The organism is Okeania sp. SIO2C9, assembly GCF_010672455.1.
Classification (GTDB): Bacteria; Cyanobacteriota; Cyanobacteriia; order Cyanobacteriales; family Microcoleaceae; genus Okeania.
In genome coordinates this window covers 81,764-101,244 of record NZ_JAAHGO010000019.1, presented here as the reverse complement: position 1 = coordinate 101,244, position 19,481 = coordinate 81,764, and the positions used below count along the sequence as shown (strand labels likewise).

The window sequence follows — 19,481 nt, the reverse complement described above, 5'->3', positions numbered from 1 at the left end:
TTTTGATGAAAATTATTGCTTGGCCAGCATTTAAAACTAAGTATAAAAACCCCTATAACTGGCTATTATATTCTCAGGTGGTGCAGCAAGGGCTAACAGTTACAGAATTTTCTTTTGGCCAACTGCTACGCCAATACTATGATATTTTTCACCTTCACTGGCCTACAGAAACTATCGTCCGTCATCCAAATCTACTTTTAGCCGGTTTGCGGGCTGTAACTATGCTCTTTGCTATAGACTGGGTTAGGGCTAGAGGAACAAAAGTTATTTGGACAATTCACGACCAATATCCCCACAACCTATTGCATCCTAAGTTGGCAAACTGGTTTCAGTCAGAGTTCATCAAGCGGGTAGATGGGTTCATTAGTCATTGCCAAGTAAGTAAAGAGTTAGCAGATGCAACTTTTCCTAGATTGAGCGATCGCCCCCACGCAGTTATCCCTCATGGTCATTATCGAGAGGTCTACCCCAATAATATAAATTGTGAGGTAGCTAAAACAAATTTAGATGTTCCTTTTGACTCCCATGTACTTTTATTTCTTGGTTATATCGACTACTATAAAAATGTACCTCATTTAGTCCAAGTTTTTCGAGAATTAGCTCCTGCTAATTGGATATTATTAGTGGCAGGTAAACTAGAAGTTCCAGAAATTGGTACTCAGATATCTCAAGTTGCAGAAAATTATTCTAGGGTCAAATTAAAGTTTGAGTTTGTACCGGATGAGAAGTTACAAGAATATTTTCAGACTGCAGATTTAGTAATATTACCGTTTCAAGAGATTTTAAATTCAGGGAGTGCATTGTTGGCCCTTTCTTTTGATTGTCCTATATTAGTGCCTAATAAGGGAGCAATGGCAGAGTTGCAGGAACAGGTGGGGCAAGATTGGGTAAAGCTGTATCCAAGAGACCTAACAAAAGAGATTTTAGAATCTGGGTTAGAGTGGGCAGTCAAAGAAGGGCGATCGCCACAGGCTAATCTAGAAAAGTTAGGATGGCAAAATTTAAGTCTGCTGACTATAGAATTTTATCAAAAATTATCAAAGGATGATCGGACACAAGAGTAAAAATATGAATCTATCTATAGGAAGTGAATTTATCCCCTGTTTAAACTGTACCGATTAGTCGTAACGGCTGTATTTATTTGACTAGTCGTAATCTAGTTTATCGTCCCCGGTCTAAATTTTCAAAGAGTTATCGCCCTAGTTTGGAGTGAAAAAAAAGTGCAATTCAATACAGAGTTTTATCTAAAGATATTAAAATCATAGAAAAGTGCAGTTATTAATTGATTTTAAGTCATTCAGAAAATCATTAAATCAAATTATTAGAAATTTTTATTTTAAATGGTTGAAAAATATTTGTACTGAAAAAAAATACGGCAAGATTAATATATGAAAATTGCTTATGTTACTACTTATGATACAAAAAATTCTGCTAGTTGGTCTAAACATAAACGTGGGAATTATGGCTCCAATAGCTACATAGCAAAAACCTTAGAAAATCAAGGAATAACTTTAGATTATGTAGGTCCACTTGAAAAAAAGTATGGTTGGTTAACTAAGAGTAAATGGCTGTTCTATCGTTACTTATTTAAGAAGGATTATTATAGTTGGGCTAGCTTGATAGTATGTAAAGAATATGCCCGTCAAATATCTCAAAAATTGTCTAAGTTAAATTCAGATATCGTCTTAGCAGTGGAAGGAGCAAATCCTATTGCTTATTTAGAATGTAAGCAGCCAATAGTTCTGTGGGTAGATACTGTAGTCGCAGAATTAATTGATTTTTATCCTTATTTAAAAAATATTCCTCAAGAAACTAGAAGAAATATTTATAATTATGAAAAAGCAGCAATTGATAAATGTAAACTTTTGATATTTACTTCAGATTGGGCTGCTGAAAATGCTGTTAAACATTACAAAGTTAATGAGTCGAAAATTCATGTAATTCCTAGGGGCGCTAATATTGAACTTCAGCCAGGAAGAACTGTTGAAGAGATAGAAAATATTGTTAAATCAAGAAAAGAAAAACCTTGTAAGTTAATATTTTCTGGCATAGATTGGCATAGAAAAGGTGGAGATATTGCAGTTGCAGTTGTTAAACAGTTAAATGAAATGGGTTTCAATGCTGAACTAACAATTATTGGCTGTCAACCTCCGATTAAACCTTTACCAGATTTTATTAATATAGTGGGATATATTGATAAGTCTAAACCAGAAGGAGAGTCAAAAATGAGGCAATTAGTAGCTGATTCTCATTTTATGATTTTGCCAACTAGAGAAGATTGTGCTCCTAATGTTTTGATAGAAGCTAATGCTTTTGGAGTGCCTTGTTTGACTAAAGATATTGCAGGTATTCCAACTGTAATTAAAGAAGATATTAATGGTAAAACTTTTGCTTTAGATGCAGAAATTCAAGAATATTGTGATTATATAATTTCCCGAATTAGTGATTATCCTAGATATCAAAAATTAGCAATGTCATCATTTAAAGAATATCAACAACGATTAAATTGGGATGTGGTAGGAAAAACGGCTAAACAGATATTTATGGATTTACTTTGAACTTAGTAGTTAGTTTCCCATATACATCTTTAATTGTATGACGAATCAGATTAATTCTAGGTTGAAAATTTTGCGAGTCAACCCCTTGTAACTGATGTGCTGCAAACTTTAAAATTTCATCGGCACGTTTGTCCCAAGTCAAAGTTTGAACTTTTTGAAAAGCATTCTGAGCAAGACGTTCGCTCAAGGTTCGATCTTTTAATAATTTAGCGATCGCTTCTTTCCACGCCTTGGGTTCATCTGATTTAACTAGAAGTGCCGTTTCTCCATCTTCCACTGTTTGCATTATCGTTGGGAGAGCTGATGCAACGATCGGCCTTTTCGTGGCCATGTAATCAAATAATTTAAGTGGTGATGTGGTTTGAGCCAGTTCCCAAGTTTGACTTGTTGGTAATAAAAAAATATCAGAGGCATATAAATATGTTGCAAGTTCAGACTGGGCGACATGACCTGTTAATTGGATATTTGTTAAATGCCTCTCTTGACAAGACAAACGCACTCTCTCAACATCTTTTTGCCAGCCACCCACCAACAGAAACTGACATTCGGGTAAAAGTTGAGCAATTTCTAAGATAGTAGGAATTCCTTTATAATTATATAAATGCCCAGAATATAAAGCAATTTTTGCATCTTGTGGCAACCCTAGTTTCTGGCGAGCTGCTGCCTTACTTTGAGCAGGTAAAAAACTGCTAATATCTGCAGCACTAGGACTAATAAACACTTTATTGGGACTTATTTTAGATTGGATTAAAGAGTCCATTAAATAGGGTGACAAGGTGACAAAGCCAATTAAATAGTTAGAGGTGAGGAGTGGTGCTAATGAAGAATTAGGCTGTATTGGTTCATGCCATTCCCATACTACAGGAATCCCAAATTTTGTCATTAAATTTACAATCTCTGGGGTACGAGTATAAACCAAGGAGGGACACTTCCAACAAGCATATAGAGTTGCAAGTCTAAAATATGAGTAGTTTCTATAAGATTTAGAAAAAGGATAATTTACTTGAATGTGCAGAGGCAGACGAACTAGATTATAAGGTCTTTCCAAGTTATACCAGGCTTGAAAATCTTTATCCATTCCTCTGAAAGTCGCAGAGATATCGCCACTGGTCACCAGTTCAAAATGCTTAAGTTTTTGAGCAAAGGCTTGAGACATTTTTGCTGTCTGTACAGTATTCGCCCACAAGGAAGGTAAATTCCCCGCAGAAATGTACATTAGTGACTCGAGGGTAGTCATATTAATTTCTCCAAGTTGTATAATTAATATTGCCTAACGCCTGTCCAAATTAAAAACCTTTTGAGACGAACTTTTATAGTATGAACTATTTTCCAGAAGAAACCTACCGTAGTAACAACTACTCTGGAATGGAGCAGATCGTAGCTTTCCAGAAGTAAATCTTGATGAGAAACTACTTCAAAAGCCAAAATTTCTCTATCTGATAAATCTTGCTGCCATGCCTCAATACGAGAAGTCAAAGGTTCTTGATTGACATTTTTATGCAAATCTTTGCCATAGCGATCGGGAATAGAATATTGATTATTAGTTTCAGAACTTTTGACTCCTATAAATTGACATAAGGTGTTTATAGTTGCTTCTGGTTCCTGAATCATCTGTTCATATTGGACAATAGCCATCCGTCCAGGATAATTCTGATCGACTTCTCTAATTAATTTGAGAATTTTCGACCATTCTAATGCTGCTGAGTAGGGGTTGGTTTCAAAAGGTTTACCAGTTACAGAGTATATACTATTTTTTTTGGAGTTAAAGACAGCTCTACCATCTCTAACAATACTAATAAACTTAAACTGAGGAAAGAATTCATTTATTGTTCGATGTAGTTTTAAATAAGTTGATTTCTTAAGACCAAATACTTCAGAGTCTGGAAAATTTTTCTCCTTATATAAGGTACAAATTAGTAAAATAAAATCGCGTATTGATGTAGGAGAATCAAGCTGAATATACTTAGATATTTCATCACGCTCCAGATGCCAATCACTAAATTTCCTGTCGCTAAATGTAATTTCTAAAATGTTTTCTAAATCTTGTTTGTCTGTAATTATTTTCTTACGGTAATTCTGGATAATAGTGCTGATAAAATCACTTTCTGGTGCTATAGCAATCGGTGCAGACTTAACGAGTAAATTGGAGAGGAAAGTGGAACCGGATCTAGAATCGTACACAAGCAGAAAAGGATCTGCTATTAGTGACTTGTTAATAGCCATAAATCACTCAATTTAAAACTTTGCTATAATTATATATACCATTTTTCCAAACAAAGGGAAAAAGACTAGGTAATATCAAGGTTATATTTACATTAGTCTAAAGTTATGAAATATTATCTTTAATTGTTAATAGCACTTGAGGGAATAACCAAAATATTCTAATTCATTTTTTGCTAGTACTGTACCTATCCACCATTCTCAAAAAGAAAGTTATTCAAAATATTTAAGATTTTGCTTGATCCTTAATCTAGGCCTGATTTTGATATAATTTACTGAAAAAATACCTATTTCAAAGATGCAAGGTTTATTCACTTTATTCGTAATAGTACTGATGTGGTAACCTCACTTTTTGAAGTAATCACCAACATCCCGATATTTGGTATAGTTATAAGGATATTGATACCTATATTCAATGGTGGATTAGGTTTAAATAGAAATAGTATACTAGGAAAAATAATGCTAGATTTTACTGTTGCTATACCAACCTATAATGGGGCGAATAGACTGCCTTTAGTATTAGAGAAGTTACGATCGCAAATTAATACAGAGAATATTTCTTGGGAAGTAATTGTCGTTGATAATAATAGCAGCGATAGTCTTACTCAAGTTGTTAATAGTTTTCGTTCTGAGTGGCCAGATAACATACCACTGAGATATTGTTTTGAACCAGAGCAAGGGTTAGCATTTGCTAGACAAAAAGCAATTGAAGAAGCTAATGGTAATTTTATCGGTTTTCTTGACGATGATAACTTGCCAGAACCAGATTGGGTGATTGAAGTTGTTAAATTTGGTCAAGAACATCAAACAGCAGGTGCATATAGTGGTAGAATAATAGGGGATTTTGAAGTCAATCCACCAGAAAAATTTGATACGATTCAAGCTTTTTTAGCTATTAGAGAACATGGTTCTGAAACCTTTTTATTTGAAGCAGAAAAATTAAGACTTCCTCCTGGTGCCGGATTAGTAGTTAGAAAGCAAGCATGGTCTGAAAATGTCCCTACTCGGTTAGCTTTGATAGGAAGAGTTGGAAATTCAATCGTTGCGGGTGAAGACTATGAGGCTTTACTTTATTTACATAAAGGAGGGTGGAAAATTTGCTACAATCCAACTATGTGTATTCACCATAAAATTCCCAAGTACCGCCTAGAAAAAGAATATCTAATTCCTTTAGCAAAAGGGATAGGTTTAGCAACTTTTCAACTACGAATGATTAATGCTACAAATTGGGAGAAACCCTTGATTTTTCTGAAGACTATACTAGGAAATATTAAGCGAATTTTATTACTTTTAATTGAGTACAGGTTTCAGGTGAAAAAAAACTTAATTGCAGCATTCAAATTTGAATTTTTATGGGGAAGTTTGCTTAGTCCTTTTTATTATTTAAAAAGGGTGACAAGAAGCAAGCAAGTTATGATGAAAAAATACAAATCGTTCTCTCAGCAGTAGAGGCTCAAGTATGTCCACAACTCAAACCCATTTAGCTATACATATCCGCTTCTTATATGGTGGTGGTGCAGAGCGTGTACTCGTAAATTTAATGCCAGCTTTTATTAAACAAGGGGTAAAAGTAGATTTAGTGATGAATATGGCAGAAGGGCCATATTTATCAGAAGTACCGCCAGAAGTGAGTACTATTGACCTTAAGACTAAAAAAACTTTAGCAGGTCTTCCCAAGTTAGTGCGTTATCTACGGCAGGAGCGCCCAAAAGTTTTGCTTTCCTTTTTGCATTATCCCAATGAAATAGCTATTTTGGCAAAACGTCTGGCTTTTGTAAATACGCGAGTAATAGTTTCAGAACGTAATGCTTTATCTATGCACGCTGGAAATGAACCCAGTAGTGAAAAGTGGTCAACTATTAGTACAAAACTTTTATACCCTCTGGCAGATGGCATTCTCGCAAACTCTAACGGCGTAGCTCAAGATTTAGCTAATATTACTGGTATTTCTCCAAAACGCATCAAAGTTATTTACAACCCCACTATTACTCCTGCTATATTTGAAAAATCGCAACAAACTTTAGACCATCCTTGGTTTCAGCTAGGACAGCCACCTGTAGTGCTTGGGGTCGGGAGATTAGATCCACAAAAAAACTTTTCAACTCTAATCAAAGCTTTTGCTAAAGTGCGTCAGACAAAGCCATGTCGCTTGATGATTTTGGGTAAGGGTCGTGAAAAAGTACAACTTCAAGCCTTAATTAAGGAACTAGATATAGAAAATGATGTGGCTTTACCAGGATTTGCTGATAACCCTTATCCCTACCTCAAAAAAGCAGCAGTATTTGTACTATCTTCTCTCTGGGAAGGCTTACCAAATGTATTGATAGAAGCATTAGCTTTAGGAACTCCTGTAGTTTCTACTAATTGTCCTTGTGGCCCTGAAGAAATTCTCGATGGTGGTAAATATGGTTCCCTTGTACAAGTTGGAGATGATGAGGCCATAGCAAAGGCGATTTTAGAAATACTATCAGGTAATTCTCGGCAAGTCAATTCAGCTTGGCTGGAACAATTTAAAGTAGAAAATGTTGCTCAACAATATCTCGAATTTTTAGGCTTAACTTAGGCTATATAGCAGAAGGAAGAAGGAAGAAGGAAGAAGGAAGAAGGAAGAAGGAAGAAGGAAGAAGGAAGAAGGAAGAAGGAAAAATCTTACGTTGTCTGAGTTTTAAGCTGTCGATCTGTCTTAACCTTTCCTTCGACTGATACATTCAATCTCTGACTTGAGAAACACTATATTTTGCGGAAATTTTTCTGTTTTTTAAATATTCTTTTTTTATGATGGATATTCCTAGTCAAGTCTATGTTTCGGCACGCAAAATTTATAGAAAATTAACCTCTAAAAATCTAAGTTTAAGGGAAGTTTTGTATGAGCAAATAATTAATGATTCTCCAGCAAGAACAAATAGTTATTTATCTGCATTACTAGAATATGCCACAGCACATATTCCCTACTACAAAAATTTAATCTCTAGTCACAGCTACAATAGTTCTAACTTTTCTGAATTGCCGATTTTAACTAAATCAATTATTCGGGAAAATTTTGACAATCTCAAGTCAGATGAATTGGCAAGTCGTGGTTATTATTTTAATAGTTCCGGTGGCTCAACAGGAAAACCATTACAAGTAATTCAAGATGCTGAATATGAGGAATGGCGAGAAGCTACAGAACTATTTTTTTATCGCCAATTTTTAGATATTGAAGCAGTGGTTACTTCTCAAGTTATTTTGTGGGGTTCTCAAACAGATATTCAGCAGCAAACTCAGAAAAAGAATTTGACAACTAGACAAAAATTATTAACTATAATTCAGCCTCAGACAACATTTTTAAATTCTTTCAAGATGACAAAAGAGGACTTGCATGAATATGTAGAGGTAATTAATCAGAAAAAACCAAAATTAATTAAATCCTATGCAGGTTCCCTATATCAGTTAGCCAAATTTGTTAAAGAAAATAATTTATCAATTCACAGCCCAAAAAGAATACATACTTCTGCTGAAACTTTACGACAATTCATGCGAGAACTAATAGAAGATGTTTTTAACTGCAAAATTTACGATTTTTATGGTTCTAGAGAAGTAGGAGCGATCGCTGGTGAATGTGCAAAAGGAAAAATCCACATTTTTAATTTTAATAATCACTTAGAAGTTGTTGATAAAAATAATAAACCCGTACAACCAGGGGAAGAAGGCAGAATTTTAATCACAACTTTACATAATTATTCTATGCCTTTAATTCGTTATGAAATTGGCGATACAGGAATTTTAGGTAAACCTTGTAATTGTGGTAGTAAATTACCTACTTTAGAAAAAATTACTGGTAGAATTAAAGACCATTTTATTACCAGAGAAGGAACCCTAGTAGATGGGGGATATTTTACTCGTCAATTTTATTTCAGAAACTGGATAGATGAATTTCAAGTATTACAAACAGACTTTGAAAAAATAGACATTTATTATGTGCCTATCGGTCAGCCTGTAGAGAGTGAAATGGCAGAAATTTGTGATAAAGTTAAACAGGTTATGGGTGAAAAATGTGAGATAAAATGGCATCAGGTAGAGGAAGTACCTAGAACACCCCAAGGTAAACTACTTTATACTCGTAGTTTGGTAGAACTTTAATCAATGAAACTAGCAGGAATTTTTGGAGAAAATTGTCAGCAACAGACAATAAAATCGATGGCTGATGCTCAAATCAGGGCGCAGTTAAATAAGTCAGAAATATTCAAAGTTTCTGGTGGTTTTATGGCAAAAATCACCACTGCCACAGGAACTACTGGTAATATTTATCTACACCGAACAAGTACTACTAATAATCAATTAATTATTGCCGGAATACCTATTATTACTAATGGGAATTTAGAACAAAAATTAAATCAAATTGTCGAGTTAGATTATCAGACTGCTGCTGAAGCATTGACAGAATTTGATGGAGCTTTTGTAGCTTTATATTGGGACCAAAAAGCAAGTAAATTAGCCATCGTCACAGATATTCTGGGGATGCAGCCTTTGTATATGGCCAGGGTCTCTGGCAAATTGTTAGTGGCCAGTGAAATTAAAGCGATCGCTGCTAGTGGATTAATAGATTTAGAAATGAACCCTGGTGCCTGGGGTGCTTTTGTCACCTTTGGTCATACTCTGGGCAATGATACTACTCTTGATAAAGTTAAGCGTGTGCCTCCCGGTGCGATTTTGATTTATGACCATAGTAGCGATCGCCTGGAAGAAAAGAATTATTGGCATTGGCCTCAACCCCAACCCGAAAAAACTTTGGCCGATGTAGATACGGGACAGATAATTGAGCTATTGGAACAGAATATCAAAGGTTATCTGGCTTATCAGCAACCAGGCACAATATTATTGAGTGGTGGATTTGATTCTCGGTTATTGTTGGCCTTACTCTATAAGATGGGTATTGATGCTCGGACAGTTATTCTGACCCATGAGGACGAATTTTTTGGTGCTGATGGTATTTATGCGGAGTGGGTGGCGAAGAAGGTGAGAGCGTCGGTCAAGAGGATATCTTCAGACCCAGATTTTTTCTCGTCTCAGGCTTATTTGGATTATCTAGTGATGAATGAGGTGGCGACACCAAGCTTGTTTTTATTTATTTCTCAGGTATTGCAGCATTTGGAGCCTAATATGGGTGCTGTGTGGGAGGGGTGTTATCCCGGAGCAATACTTGTACCTGTGGGAAAACAACCAAGAGGAGGTTTTTCTGAATACTTGGCTACTCTGGCAATGCCACCTAATTCTCCTCAATGGCAGGCAATTCATAAAATTTTTGCCCCATCCTTGGCAAAGCAGATCCAGACAGAATTTTTAGAGAAGTTAGAGGCAGAAAAGTCTCAGTATAGTGATGATGGTTTTGGAGTGTCTGAATTTATTATCCGCAACCGTACTCGTAACCGTATTGCACCAAACCCTCTACAAATATATTTCAATATTGTCCCAACTTTTACCCCTGGACTAACAAAAGATTTCTGGGCGATCGCTGCTGCTTTACCCTTTGAAGTTAAGACCGAGTTTAGACTATATAAGCAGATATTTCAGCAACACTTCCCAAAAATGTTAACCGTACCATTTGTTTCTGGGGGTAAATTAGTATCTCCTCAAGCTTTTTCTCTGTGGCATGAAATATTTATGAACGCCTACAAACTTCAGTTAGCTTTAGGAAAAGGGAAAATAGGACGTGGGTTGCTGAAAATTTTAGGAGTGCCACCCCACCAAAGTTTTTTTCAGCCTTCTCAGTTTTTGGGTCAGGTTATTGGTCGGGTAGATATTGGTCATCCCGATCTTAACTCTGACCAAGTTAGACTTATTCAAGATTTTACTAACAGTAACCCAGGCAAGTTTTCTTATGAGCAGGAACTTTTGTTTTACTGGCAAGTGTGGCGTTGGTTGCTCCAAAAACCCTGGGATAATTTCCAATTAAACGAAATTTGATGAAAGTAATAAAGTAACTAATATGGCTAATTTTTTAGTTGTCGTAGATCCAGATCCAGAAAGGCGATCGCTGTTTATCAAAACTGTAGAAACACTCATACCTCCGGTCGAAGGTTTAATTACTAACTCTTGTAGCACAGAAAACTTCCATGCCATTTGGGCTGCTAATGCTAAAGCTCCTATAAGTGTTGTTAGCGATGAAGAAGGTGCAGGGATTATTTGGGGGCAAGCTATTCCTCAAGATTCATCAACGATAATTGATGCTAAACAGCTGAGAAACCAATGGACAAGTCTTCCAACCCAACCTCCCATTTTCGATGGATTTTATGCAGCTATAGTTTATGAGCCCGGTCTTGGCATGAGAGTAGGAGCTGATTTGCAGGGAGTTTTCCCAGTTTATTATTTTACTCATGGAGATGTTGCCCTTGTAGGGTCTAGCCAGGAACTTTTTAGATACCATCCTCTATTTGAAGCAAAATTTAATCCTGCTGGGTTGGTGGGTATTTTGCTACTGAACAATATTTTTGATGGACAGACTTTGTGGCAAAATGTTAGACGGCTAAGTGCAGGTCATTTATTAAGTTGGCAAGTAGACTCTGCTGCTCAAGAAATTAAACAGCATCAAATAGGAGATTGCAGTAAAGACTATCCCTACAGTGAACTTTCATTCCCAGAACACCTTGAACTTTTAGAAAATGTTATTGATCGAGCGCTTCATACTCAAAGCTTAGATGGGGCTAAACATAATATTCTGCTTTCTGGGGGACTTGATTCACGAATTTTGGCCGGGTTTCTCCATCGACAAAAAGTTGATACCGTTGCCCTCACTCTAGGAGTTGTTGGTGATTTAGAAATGCAATGTGCAAAAGCTGTTGCTCGTCATCTTATTTTTGAACATCATCCTGTTACTATTCCTCTAGAAAAGTATCCTGGTGGTTTTGAAAAAATAGTCAAGTGGGAACACCTAGCAAATGGTTGTAACTGGGTAATGAATTGGGATATTTATCCCTACTTAAATAATTACGGCTCTAGGGTAGTTATTGGTAATTCTATAGAATTATTAATGGGGGCTAAAGCTTCATACAAAATTGATGACCCCAACATTTCTTTTGAAAAATTCTTTCAACGCGGAGTTAATAGTTGGGGTTTTCTACCAGAAACTTTGAAAAAGTTATTACGACCAGAAATATTTGGTAATTTAGTAGATGAAATATTAGATGCAGTCAAAGAAAAATACCAAGGTTATTCAACACAAAAGTTTAAACAGGCATTATTTTTTGATTTCTACAACCGACAAAGATTTCATGTTGGCTCAACAGGATGGCAAGCTTGCTTTGGTGCATGGCCTATTCTGCCAATTTTAGATAAAGAACTGATTGAAACTACTGCAGCTTTTCCTCCTTCAACAATTATTAAGCGACGCGCTCAAAATCAACTTTTATGTACTCGCTTTCCTGAACTGGCTAAATTACCTCTAGACCGGGGTACATATTATGACACTGAGCCACTTTTAACAAGTTCAATTCGTCAACAGTTATCCTTACTATTTAAGTTACAAAAAAAATGGAGAAGATTCCAGTATAAACTAGGATATGAAAGACGCTATTTCCAAAGAATTTTTGATATTGAAAATGCCGGTCATAGAGAAATTAGAAAACAAGTTGAACCAAACCGTTTTCTGGTAAAAGAGTTGTTTGATGAACAAGTTTTTAATCAAATACTTCCACCACCAAATTTACCAGTAGAACGAGTTAATTATTACTCTAGTGCTGAACTCTCAAGCCGTAAAGCATTATTGGGATTTTTACTATGGTCACAAGGCCGTTTATAGCAAATAACCACTGTTTGTTTTGGTCAGTATAAATATTGATTTGAAAATACCTTGTAGAAAATTTGACTAATCTGATTAATCTTCTGGAAATATTGGGAATACTAAATAATGGTAAGCTTTTGAAAAAGTTATTCAAGACGATTGACTTTTAATTTAAGACATTAGTGATTTTGTTTGGTCTGTTATGATGGACGTGGGAAAGAAAAATCTCTACCCCCATAGTCTACAACTCCTTTTTTATTGGTGTTGGAAGGTATAAATATTATGTTAAGTAATAAATTATTCAGGGCAGTCATTCGTTTATTTAAACGAATTAGTCAATACTCTAAAACTATTACTAGAGAATTAATTAGACTTATATTATTGCGAAAATCTAAGGCTCGAAGCCATCCTACTCAGTCTCAATTATCTGGTGTAGGAGGATTTGTATTACCTACAGTAACAATGGTGCTGTTAGTAGTAGTTCTACTAAGTATTGCAATCTTGCTTCGGTCTTTTGACCGTGCAGAAGTCGCTCGGACTAATGTTGTCAACAGAACTACTTTGGAGGCAGCTTTACCTGCAATTGACAGAGCGCGGGCTAAAATAGATGCTTTATTTGCTGACTCTACACTGCCAAGGACAACTCCAGAAGATTTAGACTTGTATAACGCTCTGAAGCAAACAAGATACAATTTTGCCGATGAAACACGTCTCAAACTTGCTTATGATTTTGATGGCACAGCAGGTTTTACAGCAGAGGAATCTAGTGATGCGATAATTGACGATAATGAAGATGTCAGAACAGCATGGCGATTTCCTGTAGATACAGACAATGATGGTCAATATGACACCTTTACTCTATATGCTATTTTATTTCGGAACCCACCAACTCAAGGTGTTCAGCAATCACGGATAAGAAACCCCCTAGAAGCAAGATCCTTACCTCAAACATTGGATGGAGGAATTAACCCTGCTTGTGCAGCAGCTCCAGAAGCTAGTGGCGACTGGTATAAGTATACTGGTGAAGGGGTAATTAAAAAAAGCTTTTTTGTCTACACTGTTAATGTTCCTCTGACTGCACAGCAAGCTACAGCTTTAGGGCTAAACTATGAAGTTGGTAGGTCTGGCTTTTCTGCTTTAGAACTGCAACAAGATAGGAACCGAATTCCTTTAAATAACAATGCTGTATGGTTTGAAGGAGATATAGAGTTAAGTAACGTTAGTAACTTTAACTTGAACGGTAGGGTATTTACAAATAGTAATTTATTGGTGGCGGGACCTGGTTTTACCACTGGTAATATTAAATTCTACCAAGTTAGCGATCCTCAATCTTGTTATTATTTGGAAGAAAATAGCAAGATTATTGTGGCTGGTAACGTTGCTAACAACGATATTGTTAATGATACAGATGGTGGAAAAGTAGAAGTTCACAGATTTCTAGAAGACGCAGCTCCTGCAGGTCAAGGTAATGCTAATGATGGAATTAATGGCACAAACAAGAGTACCAATTCTACAGGGGGTAGGGACGTAGGCAACAATGTAGATGCTTATAATCGCCGGATAGGTACACTGGTGGATGAGGCCGAGACTTTTCTTAGTGGAAGTGTTGTCAATGCTCCGCAACAAGTGGCAGATAATTACACAAGTCGTATTAGTGACCCATCAGAAACAGCATCTCCAGAGGATATTTTGAAGGAAGAGATAGAACTATACTTTAAAGAGAGAATTCGTAAAGTACCATACGCAGAAGTTGCTTTTGGAGCCGATCCTCTTGGAACTCCTCCTGTTTTAGATACTTCTTCGTTCACACCAAATGATGATAGTTGGATGGAAGTTTATGAGGATAATTTCACTCTACAGCAACTTGCTGCAACAGACCCAGAGCAATTAGATGGTGAAGAAAATTTTATAGGCGATCGCGTAGTTGTTGGTAATGGTCTACCAGAAAGATGGTTTGATGGAAGCAACTTCCAAACTCAGGACGATGAACAAACTATCGTACCTAATGTTAACTGGTTAAACCCTGATGGTAGTGACTCAGGTACAATTCGTACTCGTCAAAGTCAAGTAACAAATTTACCAGACTTAGGTTCTACAAATAGGGATGGTTTCTGGGAAAAAGAAGCAGCCAAACAACCTAGTACTGGCTCTGCTACCGGTGGGGTAAGAATCATCACTGGTGCTGGAATATATATAGATGGCGAACCATTAGCAAGTGGTACAGGTCAACGTGAAGATGATAATGGTACTGTAACTGCAGATGAAAAGTCATTCTTACCTGCCCCCCCTACAGTGGCAAACTTAACTGCTCAAGGTTTGACTATTCCTGCAGCGATAGGAACCGCAACGGAACAAGTTGTGTGGCCTGATTCTATGCCAATGTGGGAAGATACAAATGAAGATGGTGTTCCTAACTTTGATACAGCAGATCCTGCTAATACTGACTTAAAAGGCGACCTACAAATGCGGGCAACTGTTGTCTATCACTATCTAAATTCAGATGCAGAACCTGGTGAATTACAGGTGGATCAGGAGCCTAGTCACTGTGTTAGTAGCTATTACGACCCAAGTACCCCACTCACAGCAAGAAATCAAACTGGTTTACCAGACGTTAGCGGGGGAATTGATACTGATGGTGATGGGATTATCAATATCCTAGCTGACGGTACAACACCAACTCCAGTCATAGGTTCAAATGATGGTCTGTCAAACAATGGTGTTGTTTATCCTTTCCCTGGAAGAACTATTGATAGAGACATTCTCGACAGACAAGCAAGTATGGTTTTTCCTAATGGTCGCTTAGTAAATCAGCCTTTGCGGACAGCCCTAGAACATATCGATGGAGGTGAAGACCTTACTTTCGCTGATTATGGAGCAATTGATAGTGCTGTTTGTTCCTTAGCAATTTTGGATGGAACTATCGGTCCACCAAACGAGAATTCAGGTGGTTTCAGCATCACTCATGGAACTATTAAGGAAACAACATTTCTAGATGGGCGAGAAGTTAAGTCTCTCAACCGACTTGAAGATGATCCTGATACTGCTACTGTTGATGAGAGTCAAATATATGCAGCCGATACAATAGCAGATTTACGAGGAACTTACACTCCTAGCGGTAATGATAAGGTAAACACAGGTACTTATACTTTGCCATTAGAACACCGCCAACCGCAGGAACTTCGGGTCACAGACTTGGACTTAGAATTGATGAGGACGCTAACTGTTGGCACGGGAACAGGTGCTGGTCCTGATAACGATCAAGAATATCTGCTGCCTAACAGTGGCATTATCTATGCAACGCGGGATGATGCTTTGCCGGATCTAAGTGATGCCATGGACCCAAATAATCCCACGAGTACAAATGAGTCTACAAGTCCGACTGATTTTATTCTCGACCCTTCTGCTAAACCTAATGGGATTAGATTAATTAATGGCTCTTACTTAGACCGTGGCAGTGGTAACGATTATCGGTATGTAGAAAAGGGATTGATTCTGGTGACAAACCTACCTGCTTATTTGAGAGCAGACGGAAATGGTGGTTTCAATTTGCATACTGGAGGCGAGGAATTTAATGCTGCGCTGAATACCGATCCTGGAATTTTTTGGAACAACTTCTACACTCGCGGTGCTTCAGGTCTTAATAATAATTTTGCTTGCCGTAACAGCGAACCTGGTTGTGGTGGTGGTGACAGATGGAGAACTGCAACTGTAATTGCTGATGCTATGACTGTTATTTCCAATGATTTTAAGGATGGCTTCCGTAATCAAGGAGATTTTGACCTCAGAAATAATGCGGGTAATATTATTTGGGAACCTGGACAACCAACAGAAAGGAAACTGGTGGAATTACGTTTGAATAATGGTTTCTGGTATAACAACTTTGTTACAAGCGCAGATTGGGGTACTCAATTTCCGGCAGTTGCAGACCGGAATTCTTATCTAACTAATGGTGTTACTCCTATTCAGCGACGGGCAAATAATTTTCCTGAATATTTGATGGAGGTTTGTACTAAGTTACCTGTTTCGGAATGTGGAGATGGTGATTGGGACGTAATGATTGATGGTAACGCGGATGGAATATTCAGAGATAGTGACGACGCAAGAGATAAGGCATCAAGTATATCATCTACTGTGAACCTTTTGTCGGGTACAACAGCTCAAGCTGCTGCTCCAGGGTTAGAAAGATATGCACGTCGTGTAGCTTTCTGGCGCAACGGTTCTAATGAATTACTACAAGATGATGATACGACACCAGTAACTACAGCAAATGAGTTAGTGCCTCTGGTGATTTCAGGAGGTACCACTATTCAAAAACTTCCCTACAGCAGTGGTAATGTACCAGCAGGTGTAAATGGTGCGTTATGGTTTCACACAACTAACAATAACACCAATCCCACCACTGATGTCAGATATACTAATAATCAACGACTATTCATCAAAGAAATGCCCATAGACCCGGCAACAGGGAATGTAAATCCTCTGGGACAACCAATGCTGTCACCAATGTTGCAGATTCACCTACCAAGGAATAATCCAGGCAATAACCCGTTCAATGGCAATGCTGGATACATTTACGATGAATGGTTACAAAATGTTACTGCCAATACCACAACCTATAACGTGGGGTTTGTCTCCGGAATAACTCCCTCCAGACCAAACCCAGCAGAAAGTGGAGCGGGTTTACACAACTTTGTCCGTTTAATAGAACAATGGCGAGATGGAGGTGGAAAAACAATTAGTATTGCTGGCAACTTCATTCAAAGTGGAGACAGTAAATATGCTACTGCACCATTCCAAGCGGCTGACCCTAATCAAGATATTGGGTTCTTATATAACACTAACGATTACTTAAACGGCACATCTCAAGCAGGAACATGGGTTTACAGAACAAACAATGCTGCTGGAAGGGCACCATTCTACAGATTTGCTAATCGTGCTTGGGGTTTTGATGTAGGCATTCTATCCCAAAGTCCTGACCTATTTGCTCAAAGGTTTACTTCCCCACCAGTAAGCGACCCGGATGAATTTTTCCGAGAAGTTAGTCGTGATGATTTATGGATTCAAACATTATTATGTGCTGCCCAAGCAGGTGATACAAATAATACAGGAGGTGGACCCAATGAAACTTACACAAATTTTGCGTTAGATCAAAGCCAACGTCAAGGTACATGGTGTGAAAATGATACAACTGCAAACTATCCAGCAAATCCTAATATTTAACTAAGTTTAGTAGTGAGGTAATACAGATGATGCACAATAAAAGCTTGAAGCACAAAATAGACGATGCAGTTACAAAAGTCATATTGCAAGAGTCTGACCAAAGTGGCTACACCATTATAGAATCCTTGGTGGCAATGATTGTGGTAGCTGTGTTAATGAGTGCAGTTGCCCCCGTTATTGCTTTATCCGTTGGGACTCGCGTTCAAGCACGACGAGTGGAGCTAGCGACTCAAGCAGCCAAAAGTTATATTGATTGGGTAAGAAACGATATAGCAAGTAATACACCTAATTTGATTGTAGTCGAGCTTGAAGACGCTCCTGCTCCAAATAGTGGAGGTTTGACTTGCAACGACAATCAATACTGTACTATTCCAGCTCCTGCCATATATAACGATTTATATTGTGTAGATGGAGATGGAGATGGAAATTGTACTAATGATAGTTTGACTGATATGGTAGTTCAAGGAATGCGAAGACATCCAAATTCCAATGATGCTTCATTAGGTTATGCTTTAGGTGTCAGAGTTTATAGAGCAGATGCTTTTCAGGAAATAACCCTTTGTGGTCCGGCACTTGAAAATCCAACGGCATTATGCCCTACTAGAACTCAACAATCAACTATTACTAACGCTATTGGTAATCGTAGGTTACCAGTTTTACAGTTGACAACAGAAATCTCTCCTACACAAAGCTCATTTCAAAATTTGTGCGATCGTATAGCTAGTGAGTCAGGAGCGACAAACAACCCGTGTGAATAATCTCTGATAAAAAAAATGAACAAATCAAACATGGTGAATAATAAGGAAAAATGTGAGCATGAAAATTTTACTCAAATTACTACTAAAAAGTGAGTTAAGGCGTAATTCGTCTGCTGAAAAAACTATTAGTGGCTTTACTATGATCGAGCTATTAATAGGAACAATTATGGCAGTAATAATTACCGTTCCTTTATTGAGTTTTGTCGTCAATATACTCAATACTGATGTTCGAGAAGAAGCAAAAACTAATTCTGAGCAAGATATGCAAGCAGCAATTAGTTATATAGAAGAAGATATAAGTCAGGCAATCTATATTTATGACCCAACTGATGGAGACTTCGCAGCTTTTGCTAGTAATCTTGTATCTAATGGTCAATTTCCTGTACTTGTATTTTGGAAACGAGAATTAGTTGAAGATGCAATTTGCTCAACAGGTGACTGTGCTGATGGTGCAGATGATGGTTATGTTTTAGCATTGGTCGCATACTATGAAAGAACAGAAACTGACCCTACTTCTATCTGGTGTCAACCAGCTCAAAAAGCAGGAACAGGTTGCCCAACAAGAATCACTAGACTTCAAATACAGGATGGGGTAAAAGATATTTCTGGAAGTTATGTTGCTGGTGATGATGGTGTTCCAGATAACGGCTTTGTTCAGTTTGATTCATCAAATTACCTGGCATGGACACCTAATGGAGCTATTACTAAAAACCCAGAAGTTTTAGTTAACTACATTGAAAATTTTACGGTAGATTCAGTAAGTAACAACAATGATTTAGCACAAATAACAGTAGAAGGTAATGCAAAGCGTCGCCTGTCTGGACAATTTGATACCGTAGATTGCAATGATGTATCACCTTATTGTCCAGAAATAACTGCTCAGGTAGGAAAACAGAGTGGTTTAGGAGAATAATATCATTTAAGGTTATTGTACTAAAAATAAAAAACGTAAACTTTAACTGTTTAAAT

12 protein-coding genes are annotated in these 19,481 nt (G+C 37.3%); 10 read left to right on the top strand and 2 right to left on the bottom strand.

What is annotated here, in order from left to right; all coding sequences use genetic code 11:
- The first annotated feature begins 5 nt into the window (after positions 1 to 5).
- Positions 6 to 1,064 carry a glycosyltransferase gene (locus F6K23_RS17250; RefSeq protein ID WP_293157947.1) on the top strand — a complete coding sequence of 353 codons (1,059 nt, stop codon included), beginning with the start codon at positions 6 to 8 and terminating at the stop codon, positions 1,062 to 1,064.
- 324 nt (positions 1,065 to 1,388) lie between these two features.
- Entirely contained in the window at positions 1,389 to 2,558 is a 1,170-nt protein-coding gene (locus tag F6K23_RS17245; RefSeq protein WP_293157944.1) for a glycosyltransferase family 4 protein, read from the top strand.
- On the opposite strand, the gene F6K23_RS17240 is transcribed toward F6K23_RS17245, so the two are convergent.
- A complete protein-coding gene (locus F6K23_RS17240) occupies positions 2,542 to 3,795 on the bottom strand; it encodes a glycosyltransferase (RefSeq protein WP_293157941.1) in 1,254 nt (417 codons plus the stop codon). The genes F6K23_RS17245 and F6K23_RS17240 overlap by 17 nt on opposite strands.
- Before the next feature lie 23 nt (positions 3,796 to 3,818).
- Entirely contained in the window at positions 3,819 to 4,739 is a 921-nt protein-coding gene (locus F6K23_RS17235; protein WP_293157938.1) for a sulfotransferase, read from the bottom strand.
- A gap of 498 nt (positions 4,740 to 5,237) precedes the next feature.
- Here F6K23_RS17235 and hpsE point away from each other — a divergent pair, with 498 nt between their 5' ends.
- From hpsE to F6K23_RS17195, 8 genes are all read left to right on the top strand, one after another.
- Positions 5,238 to 6,227 carry a hormogonium polysaccharide biosynthesis glycosyltransferase HpsE gene (hpsE, locus tag F6K23_RS17230; RefSeq protein ID WP_367267732.1) on the top strand — a complete coding sequence of 330 codons (990 nt, stop codon included), beginning with the start codon at positions 5,238 to 5,240 and terminating at the stop codon, positions 6,225 to 6,227.
- A gap of 10 nt (positions 6,228 to 6,237) precedes the next feature.
- Positions 6,238 to 7,341, top strand: a complete 1,104-nt coding sequence (locus F6K23_RS17225) for a glycosyltransferase (protein WP_293157935.1) — start codon at positions 6,238 to 6,240, stop codon at positions 7,339 to 7,341.
- 212 nt (positions 7,342 to 7,553) lie between these two features.
- The gene (locus tag F6K23_RS17220) at positions 7,554 to 8,897 is read left to right on the top strand and encodes a phenylacetate--CoA ligase family protein (protein ID WP_293157932.1); all 1,344 of its coding nucleotides are present in this window, start codon (positions 7,554 to 7,556) and stop codon (positions 8,895 to 8,897) included.
- A gap of 3 nt (positions 8,898 to 8,900) precedes the next feature.
- The gene (locus F6K23_RS17215) at positions 8,901 to 10,721 is read left to right on the top strand and encodes a hypothetical protein (protein ID WP_293157929.1); all 1,821 of its coding nucleotides are present in this window, start codon (positions 8,901 to 8,903) and stop codon (positions 10,719 to 10,721) included.
- 22 nt (positions 10,722 to 10,743) lie between these two features.
- Positions 10,744 to 12,552, top strand: a complete 1,809-nt coding sequence (locus F6K23_RS17210; RefSeq protein ID WP_293157926.1) for an asparagine synthase-related protein — start codon at positions 10,744 to 10,746, stop codon at positions 12,550 to 12,552.
- Between the two features lie 264 nt (positions 12,553 to 12,816).
- Positions 12,817 to 17,754: a hormogonium polysaccharide biosynthesis protein HpsA gene (hpsA, locus tag F6K23_RS17205; RefSeq protein WP_293157923.1), complete on the top strand. Its 4,938-nt coding sequence runs from the start codon at positions 12,817 to 12,819 to the stop codon at positions 17,752 to 17,754.
- Positions 17,755 to 17,780: 26 nt separating this feature from the next.
- Positions 17,781 to 18,512, top strand: a complete 732-nt coding sequence (hpsB, locus tag F6K23_RS17200) for a hormogonium polysaccharide secretion pseudopilin HpsB (RefSeq protein WP_293157920.1) — start codon at positions 17,781 to 17,783, stop codon at positions 18,510 to 18,512.
- 58 nt (positions 18,513 to 18,570) lie between these two features.
- Positions 18,571 to 19,425, top strand: a complete 855-nt coding sequence (locus tag F6K23_RS17195) for a hypothetical protein (RefSeq protein WP_293157917.1) — start codon at positions 18,571 to 18,573, stop codon at positions 19,423 to 19,425.
- Positions 19,426 to 19,481: the final 56 nt, after the last annotated feature.